At 73.1% G+C, this 13,660-nt stretch carries 11 protein-coding genes; 4 read left to right on the forward strand and 7 right to left on the reverse strand.

Translation table 11 applies throughout. From position 1 onward, the window contains the following. Nucleotides 1-337 precede the first annotated feature (337 nt). Nucleotides 338-2,638: a catalase/peroxidase HPI gene (gene katG, locus BMX97_RS29625; RefSeq protein WP_091754731.1), complete on the forward strand. Its 2,301-nt coding sequence runs from the start codon at nt 338-340 to the stop codon at nt 2,636-2,638. A gap of 63 nt (nt 2,639-2,701) precedes the next feature. Here the strand turns inward: katG and BMX97_RS29630 are convergent, their stop codons facing one another. From BMX97_RS29630 to BMX97_RS29640, 3 genes are all read right to left on the reverse strand, one after another. Next, a complete protein-coding gene (locus BMX97_RS29630) occupies nt 2,702-3,829 on the reverse strand; it encodes an FAD-binding domain-containing protein (protein ID WP_244538712.1) in 1,128 nt (375 codons plus the stop codon). Between the two features lie 90 nt (nt 3,830-3,919). Beyond that, complete coding sequence (locus BMX97_RS29635) at nt 3,920-5,134, reverse strand: COG3904 family protein (protein WP_143074743.1); 1,215 nt, start codon at nt 5,132-5,134, stop codon at nt 3,920-3,922. A 311-nt stretch (nt 5,135-5,445) separates the two neighbouring features. Further along, complete coding sequence (locus tag BMX97_RS29640; RefSeq protein WP_091754734.1) at nt 5,446-5,835, reverse strand: DUF3140 domain-containing protein; 390 nt, start codon at nt 5,833-5,835, stop codon at nt 5,446-5,448. Nucleotides 5,836-6,049: 214 nt separating this feature from the next. Between BMX97_RS29640 and BMX97_RS29645 the strand changes: the two genes are divergently transcribed. Beyond that, the gene (locus tag BMX97_RS29645) at nt 6,050-6,838 is read left to right on the forward strand and encodes an enoyl-CoA hydratase (RefSeq protein ID WP_091754735.1); all 789 of its coding nucleotides are present in this window, start codon (nt 6,050-6,052) and stop codon (nt 6,836-6,838) included. Nucleotides 6,839-6,856: 18 nt separating this feature from the next. Here BMX97_RS29645 and BMX97_RS29650 read toward each other — a convergent pair whose 3' ends face one another. After that, nucleotides 6,857-7,756: a polysaccharide deacetylase family protein gene (locus tag BMX97_RS29650; protein ID WP_091754736.1), complete on the reverse strand. Its 900-nt coding sequence runs from the start codon at nt 7,754-7,756 to the stop codon at nt 6,857-6,859. Nucleotides 7,757-7,773: 17 nt separating this feature from the next. After that, a complete protein-coding gene (locus tag BMX97_RS29655) occupies nt 7,774-8,178 on the reverse strand; it encodes a hypothetical protein (RefSeq protein ID WP_091754737.1) in 405 nt (134 codons plus the stop codon). A gap of 290 nt (nt 8,179-8,468) precedes the next feature. On the opposite strand from BMX97_RS29655, the gene BMX97_RS29660 reads away from it, so the two are divergent. Continuing rightward, nucleotides 8,469-10,559 carry an FUSC family protein gene (locus BMX97_RS29660; protein ID WP_091754738.1) on the forward strand — a complete coding sequence of 697 codons (2,091 nt, stop codon included), beginning with the start codon at nt 8,469-8,471 and terminating at the stop codon, nt 10,557-10,559. Between the two features lie 105 nt (nt 10,560-10,664). Here the strand turns inward: BMX97_RS29660 and metW are convergent, their stop codons facing one another. Both metW and BMX97_RS29670 read right to left on the reverse strand, forming a co-directional pair. Beyond that, nucleotides 10,665-11,321 (reverse strand): methionine biosynthesis protein MetW, encoded by a 657-nt coding sequence (gene metW, locus BMX97_RS29665; RefSeq protein ID WP_060846492.1) that lies wholly within the window; start codon nt 11,319-11,321, stop codon nt 10,665-10,667. Next, nucleotides 11,318-12,490, reverse strand: a complete 1,173-nt coding sequence (locus tag BMX97_RS29670) for a homoserine O-acetyltransferase MetX (RefSeq protein ID WP_091754739.1) — start codon at nt 12,488-12,490, stop codon at nt 11,318-11,320. Before BMX97_RS29670 ends, metW begins: the two co-directional genes overlap by 4 nt. 248 nt (nt 12,491-12,738) lie before the next feature. Here BMX97_RS29670 and BMX97_RS29675 point away from each other — a divergent pair, with 248 nt between their 5' ends. Continuing rightward, a complete protein-coding gene (locus tag BMX97_RS29675) occupies nt 12,739-13,581 on the forward strand; it encodes a chorismate mutase (RefSeq protein WP_060846490.1) in 843 nt (280 codons plus the stop codon). The last annotated feature ends 79 nt before the right edge of the window (nt 13,582-13,660 follow it).

Genomic DNA, 13,660 nt, shown 5'->3' on the forward strand with positions numbered 1-13,660 from the left:
CCCCGATCATCGCCGCCGCGGGCCCGGGGGCGTTCCCTGGCGAGACGCCGTGACGCGGTGAACGCGAATTTAGTGGCCGCAACGGAAGCGGCGCCTATCTGCGTCCGCGCACCGTATGGTCGGTTCGGGTTCGGGATGAAGGGTCGTCGTTCACGCTCGGCGCGGAGGTCGGTTTCGCCCGACGCCCGATTCGGCGATCCGCTTCTGATACCCTGCACCAGTATAGTGCCCCAGCCCCATCAGCGCGCGACTTCGCGGGCGGCCCGGTTCCCGTACCGGAGCTGCTCGCTCGCCCCTCCCGATCGCCGCGCGCGATCGGCATAGAAGGATCGACGGCGTGGAAACCTATAAAGACGTCCTGTCCGGCAAATGCCCGTTCGGCGGCGACCGCGTCGGCGGCGCCCAGGCGACGCCGCCGACCCTGGAGCAGTGGTATCCCGACCGCCTGCGCGTCGAGACGCTGCACCAGAACGGCCCGCAGGCGAATCCGCTCGGGACCGAGTTCGATTACCGGGCGGCCTTCGCGTCGCTCGACTACGAGGCGCTGAAGAGCGACATCCGGCAGTTCCTGACCAGCTCGGTGTCGTGGTGGCCGTCCGATTACGGCAATTACGGCCCGCAGATGATCCGCATGGCCTGGCACTCCGCCGGCACCTACCGCATCGCCGACGGCCGCGGCGGCGCCGGCCAGGGCCTGCAGCGCTTCGCGCCGATCAGCAGCTGGTGGGACAACGGCAACACCGACAAGTCGCGCCGCCTGCTCTGGCCGATCAAGCAGAAATACGGCAGCGCCCTGTCCTGGGCCGACCTGATGGTGCTCACCGGCAACATCGCCCTCGAAATCATGAACTTCCCGACCTACGGCTTCGCCGGCGGCCGCGAGGATGCCTGGGAGGCCGACAACGCGACCTACTGGGGCCCCGAGCTGTGGGACCCGACCAACGTCAAGTCGTTCGACGAGATGGTCAACCGCGACAAGCGCTGGCGCGGACAGAACGGCGAGGCCGATTACGACCTCGAGAACCCGCTCGCCGCCTCGCACCAGTCGCTGATCTACGTCAACCCGGAGGGGCCCTACGCCAACGGCGACCCGATGGGCTCGGCCCGCGACATCCGGGTGACCTTCACCCGCATGGCGATGAACGACGAGGAGACCGTGGCGCTGATCGCCGGCGGCCACGCCTTCGGCAAGAGCCACGGCATGGTCAAGGCCGACCGGATCGGCCCGCCGCCGGAGATCGCCCCGATCGAGGCGATGGGCCTGGGCTGGCACAACCCGGAGGGCTCCGGCGCGGCCGAGCACACGATGACCAACGGCATCGAGGGCTCGTGGACGCAGAACCCGACGACCTGGGACAACAGCTACCTCGAGAACCTGTTCAAGTTCGAGTGGAAGCAGACCCGCAGCCCCGCCGGTGCCCTGCAATGGGAGCCGACCGACCCGGACGCGCCGCGCACCCCCGACGCCCACATCCCGGGCAAGTCGCATCCGCTGATGATGATGACGAGCGACATCGCGCTCAAGACCGACCCGGTCTATCGCGAAATCTGCGAGAAGTTCCTGTCGGACTTCGACTACTTCACGCTCCAGTTCTCGAAGGCCTGGTACAAGCTGACCCACCGCGACATGGGCCCGAAGGAGCGCTATGTCGGCCCCGAGACCAAGATCGAGGACGATCTCCTCTGGCAGGACCCGATCCCGCCGGTCGACCACCCGCTGATCGACGAGGCCGACATCGCCGCCCTGAAGGCGGAGATCCTGGCCACCGGCCTGTCGGTTTCCGACCTCGCCTTCACGGCCTTCTCGTCGGTCGCGACCTACCGCAACAGCGACAAGCGCGGCGGCGCCAACGGCGCACGGCTGGCGCTCGCGCCGCAATCGGGCTGGACCGTCAACCGCCGCACCCTGCCGGTGATCGAGCGCCTGCGCGGCATCATGGCCGGGTTCAACGGCAAGGCGGCCGGGGGCAAGAAGGTCTCGCTCGCCGACCTGATCGTGCTCGGCGGCTGCGCGGCGATCGAGGAGGCGGCGAAGGCGGCCGGCGCCGCGACCCCGGTGCCGTTCGTGCCGGGCCGGATGGACACCACCGACGCGCTCACCGACGCCGACAGCTTCGAGTGGCTGAAGCCCCTGGTCGACGGCTTCCGCAACTACGTCGATCCGTCCTTCGCCGAGATCACCCAGGGCCGCGTCGCGCCCGAGGAGGTCTTCCTGGACAAGGCCAACCTCCTGGCGCTGACCGCGCCCGAATGGGTGGTGCTGACCGGGGGCCTGCGGGCGCTCAACCTCAACCACGACGGCTCGCGGCACGGCATCTTCACCGACCGCGTCGGCGCGCTCACCAACGACTTCTTCACCGTGCTGACCAGCATGGACTACGAGTGGAAGAAGACCGACGGGGCGGGCCACGCCTTTACCCTCGACGACCGGCAGACCGGCGAGACGAAGTTCACGGCGACGCGCTGCGACCTCGTCTTCGGCGCGAACGCGCAGCTCCGGGCGGTGGTGGAGATCTATGCCGGCCGCGACGGGCAGGAGCGGTTCGTGCGCGACTTCGTCAAGGTCTGGCACAAGCTGATGATGCTCGACCGCTACGACGCCAAGCGCAACGACGCCGGGGCGCCGAAGGCCGCGTGAGCGGATCGTCGGTCCCGTGAAGAAGAATCCCCTCTCCCACCCGGGAGAGGGGACCCCGCACCCTCAAGGTGCCATCAGCTTCGGAATCGCCCCGCGCAGCCGGGAATAGCCGCGGTTCGACAGCGGCCAGGCCCGCTCGTCCCAGTCGCGCCGGATCCGGCGGCAGCCCGCCGGCAGGGCCTCGGCCGAGGGGCCGACGGGGGCGTACGGCGTCGCCACCGGCAGATCGCCGGCCCAGCCGTCCCGCATCGGCTCCACGGGGCAGCCGAAATGCGCCGCCGCCCGGGCCAGCGCATCCGCCATCGCCGCCGCGTCCGCCGCCCGCACCGTCTCGCACGCCTCCTCCGCCGAGGCGACGAGGCCGGCGACGCGCGTCACCCGGGCGGCCCCGAGGGGCAGGGTCTCCGGGTTCAGGTCGTCGAGGTGGAGGAGCAGGGCGACCGGCCCGTCGGGCGCGGCATCGGCCGGCGGCAGGGGCGCCTCCCGGGGCGGAATCCCCTCGTCCAGCGAGGCGGCGGCCTCGTCGAGACCGGACGGATCGTGCCGGCCTTGCGTGAACTCGCGGATGTTGGCGCGCCTCGCGAGATACGGTTTGCCCCGCGTGTGCAGCCCGGCGACCCAGCGCCAGGACAGGGTGTTGCTCGCCGGATCGCCGTCGCGGAGGTGGCGCAGGAAGAACGCCGCGCCGAGCTCCCAGGGCAGCCGCAGGGTGAAGATCCAGATCGACGCGAACCACATCCGGGCGTGGTTGTGCAGGAAGCCGTCCGCGACGAGTTGCGCCGCCCAGGCGTCGAACCCGTCGATGCCCGTCTCGCCCGCGATCGCCCGCTCGTGGGTCCGGCGCAGGCCCGGCTCGTCGGAAAGGCGCACCCTCGCGGCCTCTCGCCCGGCCCGGTAGCGCGTCCAGGCCTCCGGGTGGGTCTCGAGATGGCCCTTGAAGTAGGTCCGCCAGAAGACCTCCGAGACGAATTTCTCCGCCCCCCGCTCCCCGAACGCGGACACCGCGGCCCGCGCCACCTCCTCCTCGGTCAGGAGCCGGCGGCGCAGGTAGGGCGAGAGGCACGAGGTCGTCGGCGCCCCGTCCCGGCCGGGATCGGTGTTGCGGTCGGCGGCGTAATCGGCGCCGGGGCCGGACAGGAAGGCGGCGAGGCGGTCGAGGCCGGCGGCTCGGGTCATGGCAAGATGGGACATGACGCGAAAACTAGTCCGGGCGCGACGCGCGCCAGGGGGCGGCGGACGTCCGGCGGCCGGGCTGGGCGGATCGGCCGCAACCGGCCGGCGTCACGGCTCTCCCGGCAGGGCCGAGGCCTCCAGGCGCCGGGCCGTGCGGCCGAGCAGGGCCTCCCGCAGCCGCAAGGTGTCGCCACGGGCCAGCATCCCGGCGAAGCGGTGGCGCAGGGCGGCGCAGCCGGGCGCGTGGCCGTGCAGGGTCGAGGCGGCGGCCAGGAGCGGCGTCGGGCGGGCCCGCGCGGCGAGGGGCGCCGGCCCGGCGAAGGCCCGGTCGAGGAGGCCTCCCAGGCGGCCGAGTCCCCTGCGATCCGGAAGGGCCTCGGCGGCGGCCACGAGATCGCCGTCCCGCCCGACCGCGCGGCAGGCCTCCTCGCTGCCGCTCGCCGCCATGGCGTCGAGAACGAGGCGGCCGAGATCCGCCATGGTGGCGTCGTCGGTGCCGAGGAAGGCGGTCCGGATCGCGCCGGCGGCCTCGGCCCGGATGAGGTCCAGCCCCTCGCTCTCGCTGCGGCCCTGGCGGTAGGCGTCGCGGTAGCGGGCGGCGATCCCGTCGAGCACCCCCGGCCGCTGCGCCGCGAACGGCGCGAGGAGGTCAACGGCGCGAAGCACCGCCGCGCGGGCGCCGGCGAGGGAATCGTCGTCGTCGAGGGTCGAATCCGGCAGGTCGCCCGGCCCGACCACCCGGGTGACGACGCCTGCGGCGCGCAGCCGCGCCGCGTCGGGGATCCAGATGTCGCGGGACGGCGTGCCGAGGGCCTGGTCGACGAAGTCGGGCTCGAGGCCGGCGGCGAGGTAGCGGCCGCGCTCCTCGGTCGAATCGACCTGGACCATGCTGCCGAAGGCGCCCGGCTCGTAGGGGGCGTGGAAGCCGAGCCGGCTGTCCTCGACGATCAGGCGCTCGCGGCCGCGCACGAAGGCGAGGGTGCAGGCCGAGACGCAGTAATCCGGCACGTAGGTGACGAGACCCCGCTCGGCCACCAGCTCGCCGATCGCCGCCCCCTCGTCGACGAGCCCGCCGTCGCTGGTCAGGTGCAGGCGGACCACGCCCGGGTTGGCGTCGAGCACGCGGCGCAGCCGCGCGGCGGCACCGTCGTTGAGGTCGCCCCACAGGCGCACGTCGCGCCCGCCCGGGCCGAGGGTGATCCGGGTCGGCGGCTCGTCGGGCGCGGTGTCGGGGGGAGCCTCGGCGGGGCGGGGCAGGCCGGCGAGCGCCGGGATGCCGGCCCGGTCGGCGAGGCCGAGACCTGCGAGGACGACGGCCAGCATGCCGGCCCACACACCCACCCGCGCACCGGACCATGCCCGGCGCCGCCGCACATCCGCTCCCACCATCCCGGACCCCCATATGCCCGCTTTTCGCGATGCCTTACGGCTTGACCCCAGTCAGCCACATCGCCGGGGCGATGCGAAGACCCTGGGGCATGGGCAAGGGTCAGCAAGATCCGGGCCGAACTGCGGCCGGAGCATGGTTCGTTTCGTCAGTGCGGCCCGAGAGCGGACAGAGTTGTCGAAATGCGGCGACGCGGGAGAAACTTGCGCCTTGCCCCGCGCCACCATGTCGCTGTGGCGGCTATGCCTCAATCCTTCAGCGGATCATGGCCCCAGTTCATGAGGGAGTAGCGCCAGCGCGAGGTCTCGGCGTCCTTCTCCGGCCCGCCCTGGGCGCGATGACGTTTGACGTAGGACGCGACCTTGCGCATGTCGGCGTAGTCCTCGTCGGTGAGGTCGGCCTTCTTGGTGTGCTTGATCTCGACGATTCGGCGGCCCTGGTGATGGCCGACCGATTCGCCGCCCTTGGCGCTCTCCTTCTTGGCGCCGTCGCTCCAGCCGACCGAGCGGCTCTCCTCGGTGTCGAGCCATTTCTCGAGCTCGCCCGGGCTCATGTTCACCGCCTCGCGGAAGGCCGTCCAGGTTTCCTCATGGTCGCTCTTGTCATGATCCTCCCGGGATGCCGCCTGCTTGCTCATGCGTCGTCTCCTGCTCGAATCCGGTCGCGCATCAACGTCGCGGACGCCCCGGCGTTCGTCGTCACGCGGGGATCTTCGGCAGGCCGCGGGGCGGGCCGCCAGCGGAGCGGCCCCGCGTCGCCGGTTCCCGCGTCATTCGCCCCGCCCGACCGGTGACCGTCCCGGCGAATGATGCTTAGGCTCGGCCGCAGAAGCTCATCCGGATGCGCCCGCCATGACCGACACCGACGAACTGCTCCACGAGGTCGACGAGGCGGGCATCGCCCGCATCACCCTCAACCGGCCGCAGGCGCGCAACGCCCTGACCTTCGCGATGTACGAGCGGCTGCACGGCCTCGCCGAGGCGATCGATGCCGATCCGGCGGTCCGCGCGGTGGTGATCCAGGGCGCGGGCGGGCGCGCCTTCGCGGCCGGCACCGACATCGCCCAGTTTCGCACCTTCTCGACCGCCGAGGATGCGCTCGGCTACGAGCGCTTCATGGACCGGGTGCTCGGCGCGCTCGAGCGCTGCCGCAAGCCGACCATCGCGGCGATCGCCGGGGCCTGCACCGGCGGCGGCGCGGCGATCGCCGCCACCTGCGACCTGCGCATCGCCACCCGCGACGCCCGATTCGGCTTTCCCATCGCCCGCACGCTCGGCAACTGCCTGTCGGTCGCCAACCTGCGCCGGCTCTCGGCCCTCGTCGGGGCTGCCCGGGTCAAGGAGATGATCTTCACCGCGCGCCTCGTCGAGGCCGAGGAGGCGCGGGCGATCGGGCTGGTGAGCGAGGTGGTGGAGGATGCCGCGGCTCTGGCCGAGCGGGCGACCACCCTGGCGCATCTGGTGGCCGGGCATGCGCCGCTGACGCTCGCCGCCACCAAGGAGGGCCTGCGCCGCGTGCGCGACGAGGCGCCGTCCGAGGCCGGGGACGACCTGATCCTCAGTTGCTACACGAGCGCGGATTTCCGCGAGGGGATGGAGGCGTTCCTGGGCAAGCGCCCGCCGCGCTGGACCGGGCGCTGACCCCTTCGCGAGGCGTGCCTATCCGGGCACCATCCCGTCCGGCAGCGCCATCGCGTGGTCGGCGATGGCGCCGGGGCGGGTGATCCACACCGCGTCCCGGGCCTCGGCGATGTGCGCGAGCGCCCGCCGCAGGGGCCGCAGCCGGTGCGGCTGGCCGACGAGGTAGGGATGGAGCGAGATGCCCATCACCAGCGGGGCGGCCTCGGCGGCAGCGCGCATCTCCTCGAAGGTGTCGACGATCATCTCGGCGAATTGCGCGCCGGAATCCTTGCGCCCGACGATCGACGGGATGTCGTTCAATTCCTGCGGGTAGGGCACCGACAGGATGCGGCCGCCGCCGCGGGTCGTGAACCAGGTCGGCTGGTCGTCGTGGCACCAGTCGAGGAGGTAGCGGTAGCCGGCCTCGGCGAGGAGGTCCGGGGTGGCGCGGCTCTGCGAGATCCAGGGCCCGAGCCAGCCGGCCGGCGCCTTGCCCTCGGCCCGGGCCAGGACCGCGGTCGCCTCGGCGATCAGCGCCCGCTCCTCGTCCTCGGGCAGGGTGCCCTGGCGCTCGGCGTTGCTGCGGCCGTGGCCGACCACCTCGTCGCCGCGGGCGCGAAACACCTCCATCAGGCCGGGGCACTCGGCGTAGATGCGGCTGTTGACCAGGATCGAGGCCGGCAGCGACAGCGCGTCGAACAGCTCCGCCAGGCGGAAGACGCCGACGCGGTTGCCCCAGTCGCGCCAGGCGTAGTTCAGCACGTCGGGCTGCGGCCCGCCCGGGGCCAGCTCGGCCCCGAGCCCGCCGCCGAACGCGAAGCACTCGACGTTGAGGGCGACGTAGACCGCCAGCCGCTTCCCTCCGGGCCAGTCGTAGACCGGGCGTTGCGGCAGGGGGCTGTAGCCGTAGCGCCCGTGCGGGCGGGTCTCGTCGCTCATCCGTGTCTCCGTGCCGGTCAGGGCTGCTTGGGGGGCGCCGGCGCCTCGGCCGGGGCGGCGGGCAGCAGGATGCCCGGGACGACCTTGCCCTCGGGACCGTATTCGCCGGCCACCGCCAGGCAGGCGGCCTCGCGGTTCTGCATCATCTGGTTCGACATCAGGGTGAAGATCGTCTGGACCTTGGTGCCGAAGGGCCCGCGCGGCGGGCGCACGTCGTCGATCGTCACCTGGTAGCGCGCGAGCAGCGCCTCGAACGCCTCGGTGCCGATGCGGTAGCCGCAGACGTTGGCCGCCGCGAAGATATAGGCCGCCGTCTCCAGCGCCCGCGGCGGCGGCGCATTGCGGATGCCCTGGGCCGAGGCCCCGCCGCAGGCGAGCGCGAGAAGGGCGCCGGTGAGGGCGGGCAGGCGGGAGAGGCGCATCGGCAAACGAATCCTCCGGCAGGGACGGCCCGGTCTACGGCCGGGCTCGCTCGACACGAGGCGACATAGCGCGACCCCACCCGGGTGCCAGGGCGGGTATCCCCGTCGTCCCTGGGCACGTCTGTCGGCGTGATGCGGTGCACGCCGCCGCCCGGCGTCCTATAACGGGGGCGGGACCCGCACCGCGCCGTCCGGTCGCCTGCCAGGGGGCATGCGGCTTGCCCCGGCGCGGATCGCGGCGCCCCCGACCGCCTCCGCGACCCGAGCCCCCCCGTGCCCCGTTCCGCCCGATGAAGCCCGTCCCGATCCGCCGCGGGACCCTGCGCGAGCCCGGCCCCGACCTCGCCCGGCTGCCGATGGCCCCCGACCTCACCGGGATCAGCGTGATCGAGGGCCTGCGGGCGGCCCTGGCCTTCGGGTCGATCATCCTGCTGCACACCTGGCTCGCCTGGCCGCCGCTCCTCACCATGGCGCTCGCCGCCAACCTGACCTGCTTCTGCGACATCGGCGGGCCGATCCGGCCGCGGCTGCGGGCGCTCCTCGCCTTCGCGGGCCTCGGCGGGCTGTTCTGGGGCGCCTTCGGGGTGATGGAGGGCTACGGTCCGGCCCTGGTGCTGCCGGTCGCGCTCGCGGTCATCTTCTGCTGCACCTTCGCGCGGGTCTGGGGCGTGCCGGCCCAGACCGTCGGCAACGTGCTGGTGGTGGTGCTCTGCCTCGCCCTCGACCGCGCGCTGAGCCCGCACCAGGGCGTCGTCGTCGCTGCGATGTTCTGGGCCGGCGGGCTCTGGGCGGCCTTCCTCGCACTCGTGGTGTGGCGGCTCCACCCCTACCGCCCGGCCCATGCGGCGATCGGGGACGTCTGGCGCGGCCTGTCGCGCCTCGCCCGCGACCTGCGCCGGCTCGCGGGCGAGGCGCAGGAGACCGGCCCCGCCATCTGGGAGGCCCATGCCCGCGGCCACCGGCGGGCGGTGCGCGACGCGATCGAGGCCGCCCGCACCCTGGTGCTCGACCTCGCCCGCAGCCGGGCCCGCCTGTCGGAGCGCAACGCCCGGGCGCTGATCCGGCTGGAGGCCGCCGAGCAGCTCTTCGGCACGATGATCGCCCTGTCGGACCACCTCGAGCGCGCGACCCCGGCGCAGCGGGCCGAGGCCGCGCGCCTCCTGCGCCTCCTGCCGCCGGCCCTGAAGGTGCTGTCGCGGGCGATCCGGCGCGACCGGCCGGTGGACCTCGCGCGGATCGAGCGGGCACTGGCCCGGGCCAGGCCCGGTCCGGGAGCCGATCCGGCCCTGCGGCGGATGGCCGAGCGCATCCTCGACCGGGTGCGGATCGGCGCCAAGCTGTCGGGGCCGGAGGACCTGGCCGGCGGCGGCGGGCTCGCCGGGTCGCCGGCCCTGCCCTGGCGCGAGACCGTGCTGCAGCCGCTTCGCGCCAACCTCACCTGGTCCTCGGCCAACCTGCGCCACGCCGTGCGGGCGACCGTCGTGGCGCTGCCGGCGCTTGCCGTCACCGCCTGGTGGCCCGGCCCGTTCACCCACTGGCTCACCATCACGGTGGTGCTGACGATGCAGCCCTTCTACGCCGCCACCTGGCAGCGGGCGCTGGAGCGGGTCGGCGGCACGGTGCTGGGCGGGCTGATCGGGGCGGTGCTGGCGTTCTACGCCACCTCGCCGCCGGTCCTCGCCGCCATGATGGTGCCGCTCAGCGTCCTCGGCTTTGCCGCGCGGGGGGTCAGCTACGGCACCTTCATCGCCTGCCTGACGCCGCTGGTCGTGGTGCTGGTGGAGCTCGTCGAGCCCGGGCACTCGTCCTGGGAGATCGTCGGGATGCGGGCCCTGTTCACGGTGCTGGGCGGGGCGGTCGCGGTGCTGGCGGGCCTGCTGCTGTGGCCGCTCTGGGAGCCGGCCCGGGTGCGCGATGCGCTCCGCACCGCCCTCGAGACCCATGCCCGCTACGCCGACGCCGTGGTGGCGGAGCGCCTGGGGGAGGCCCAGTCCGCCGCCGCCGAGGCCGCCGCCCGGGCGGCGGGGCTCGCCAGCAACAACCTGGAGGCCGCGCTCTCCCGCGCCTTGCAGGAGCCGCGCCGCCGCGGCCATGCCCGCATCGAGGCCGCGATGGTCGCCGACGCCACGCTCCGCCGCATGGCCGGGCGTTTGGCGATCCTGCGCCACGAGCCGGAGCCCGCGGGCGCCGAGGCCGCGACGTGGCGGGCCTGGCGCGACTGGCTGTCCCGGGCGCTCGCCGCCACCGCCGCCGGCGAGCGGCTGCCGCCGAAGCCCGAGCAGGCGGAGTCGACGGCGTTCGGGCGCATCGCCGCGCAGATCGAGCTTCTGGCCGGGACGCTGAAGCGGGCCGGGATCGGCGCCCGGGAGGCCGGCGGCTGACGTCCGGCCATTCCGATCGCCGCGGGGCCCCCCGTCCTTGACGAGAGGCACGCGACGCGAAACGCGATCACGGCCGACGGGGAGGACCCGATCGGCAACGATCCGTTACTCCCGCCGGAGCAGGAACACCCCCTGCGTACCGACGAGGTTCCACACCCACCAGGGGAGCGCGAAGCGCATCGGGTGGCCCGAGGCGTCGAGCGCCGAGGCGCGCTCGATCCGGGCGCCGACGAGGCGGCACAGGCCCACGAAGTCCCGGATCGTGCAATGGTGGATGTTCGGGGTCTCGTACCAGGGATCCGGCAGGGTGTCGGTCACCGGCATCCGGCCGCGCAGCATCAGCTCGCTGCGCACCCGCCAATGGCCGAAATTCGGGAACGACACGATCGCGTGGCGGCCGATCCGCAGGAGGTGCTCCAGCACCGCCTTGGGCTGGCGCGTCGCCTGGATCGTCTGCGACAGGATCACGTAGTCGAAGGCGTCGTCCGGGTAGGCGGCGAGGTCGGTGTCGGCGTCGCCCTGGATCACCGGCAGGCCGTGGGCGAGGCACGCGTTGACGCCCTGACGCGAGAGCTCGATGCCGCGGCCGTCGACGCCGCGCCGGTCGCGCAGGAGCGCGAGCAGCGAGCCGTCGCCGCAGCCGACGTCGAGGACCCGGGAGCCGGGCTCGACGAGGTTGAGCATCACCAGGTGGTCGATGCGCGAGGAGCCGGTGGCGTCCTGGGGCAGGATCGCGGGGGCGAGCGGGGCGGAGGCGTTCACAGGCCGCGCTCCCGGGCGGCGGCCGCGATGAAGCCCCTGGCGGCCGAGGTCATCGCCGGCTCGTCGAGCAGGAAGGCGTCGTGGCCCTTGTCGCTCTCGACCTCGACGAAGGCGACCGGCGCCGCCGCCGCGTTGAGGGCGTGGACGATCGCCCGCGAATCGGCGGTCGGAAACAGCCAGTCGGAGGTGAAGGACATGATGCAGAACCGGGTTTTGGTGCCCCGGAAGGCGTTGGCGAGCACGCCGCCGTGGTCGGCGGCGAGGTCGAAATAGTCCATCGCCCGGGTCAGGTAGAGGTAGGCGTTGGCGTCGAAGCGCTCGACGAAGGTGATGCCCTGGTGGCGCAGGTAGCTCTCGATCTGGAAGTCGGCGTCGAACGAGAAGGTCGGGGCGTCCCGGTCCTGCAGCCGGCGGCCGAACTTGCGGTGGAGGGCGGGCTCCGACAGGTAGGTGATGTGGGCGCCCATCCGGGCGACGCCGAGCCCCTTGGCGGGACGCGTGCCGACGTCGAGGTAGCGCCCGCCATGCCAGTTCGGATCGGCGAGGATCGCCTGGCGGCCGACCTCGTGGAAGGCGATGTTCTGGGCCGAGTGGCGCGCGCCCGTCGCGATCGGCATGGCGGCGAAGACCCGTTCGGGGTAGCTCGCCGCCCATTGCAGCACCTGCATCCCGCCCATCGAGCCGCCGATGCACAGGAAGAGGTCCTTGATGCCGAGCCGGTCGAGCAGCATCGCCTGCCCGCGCACCATGTCGCGGATCGTCACCAGCGGGAAGTCGAGCCCGTAGGCCCGGCCGGTCGCCGGGTCGAGGGAGGCCGGTCCCGTCGTGCCCATGCACGACCCGACGACGTTGGCGCAGATCACGAAGTAGCGGTCGGTGTCGACCGGCTTGCCGGGGCCGACCAGGCGCTCCCACCAGCCGGGCTTGCCGGTGACCGGGTGGGTGTTGGCGACGTGCTGGTCGCCGGTCAGCGCGTGGCAGACCAGCACCGCGTTGCTGCGTTCGGCGTTGAGCGTGCCGGCGGTCTGGTAGGCGATCTGCCAGGGCGCCAGCTCCACCCCGGCATCCATCATCAGCGGCGCGTCGGGCCCGAACTGGGCGACGGGGCTCGTCGGCTCGACCGCCTGGGAGGCGGCCTCGGTCCCGGGCTTCAGGAGAGGTGTGGCCATGCTTCTCACGGGGCTGGCGCCGGATGGCGGGCGTTAACGAAAAATCCGGAAGTCGTTCGTTCTCCAAACCGGACCGGCCGTTAAAGCGTCCGAAATTTCCGCTTCAACGGACGAAAGAGGTAGGGCTTCGCTGTCGCGCCGTCAATCGACGGAAGAACGATCTCCGGAGGCCCGCACGATGCCGGCCCTGGCCCGCGGACGGCGGCGGTCGTAAGACGGATCTTCCTGCCGCCTCATCCCGCGAAGCCATGACGTCGCCCCCGCCCACCGACCTCGCCGCCCTCCGGGCCGACATCGACCGCATCGATTCGGCGATGCACGACCTCCTGATGGAGCGCGGCCGGATCATCGACCGGCTGATCGCCGTCAAGAAGACCTCCGCCTCCGGCTCGGCCTTCCGGCCCGGCCGCGAGGCCTCGATGATGCGCATGATCGCCGAGCGCCACCAGGGGCTCCTGCCGCTCGACACCGTGGAGGGGATCTGGCGCGTCATCATCGCGACCTTCACCTACGTGCAGGCGCCGTTCGCGGTCCATGCCGACGTCTCGGGCGGCGACGCGCCGATGCGCGATTCGGCCCGGTTCCATTTCGGCTTCACGGTGCCGTACCGGCCCCATCCGAGCGCGGCGGCGGTCATCGCCGCGGTCGCCGCCTCGCGGGGGGATCTCGGGGTCTTTCGCCTCGACCAGGGTGTGACCGCCGGGGCCTGGTGGCGCCAGCTCGCGGGACCGGGGCGCCCGAAGGTGATCGCCCGGCTGCCCTTCATCGAGCGGCCCGGCCACCCGGCCGGCACGCCGGTTTTCTGCGTCGCCAAGCCCCTCGACGACCCGAGTGCGGCCCAGCGCGACTGGGTGCTCTACGCCGCCCGGTTCGAGCGCTGGCGCGACGAGGCGATGGAGGCCGTCGAGGCGCTCGGTGGCGAGGTGGTGGCGAGCGCCGGCGTCAGCGGGGGGCTGAGTCAGCTCCTGGCGCTGCCCGGCGACGTGAGCCCGGAGGAGGCGCAGGCGGCGCTCGCGAAGGCCGGGGCGACGCCTGGTGCCTTCGAGGAGATCGGCAGCCACGCGGCCCGGTTCCGGGTGGGGGCGGCGTAAAAAAGAATGGCGCGGGTTCCCCCTCCCCCCTCTGCGGGGGAGGGTGCCCGGCGGAGCCGGGCGGGAGAGGGGCAGCGCG

It is taken from the genome of Methylobacterium sp. ap11, assembly GCF_900110515.1.
GTDB lineage: Bacteria > Pseudomonadota > Alphaproteobacteria > Rhizobiales > Beijerinckiaceae > Methylobacterium > Methylobacterium ajmalii.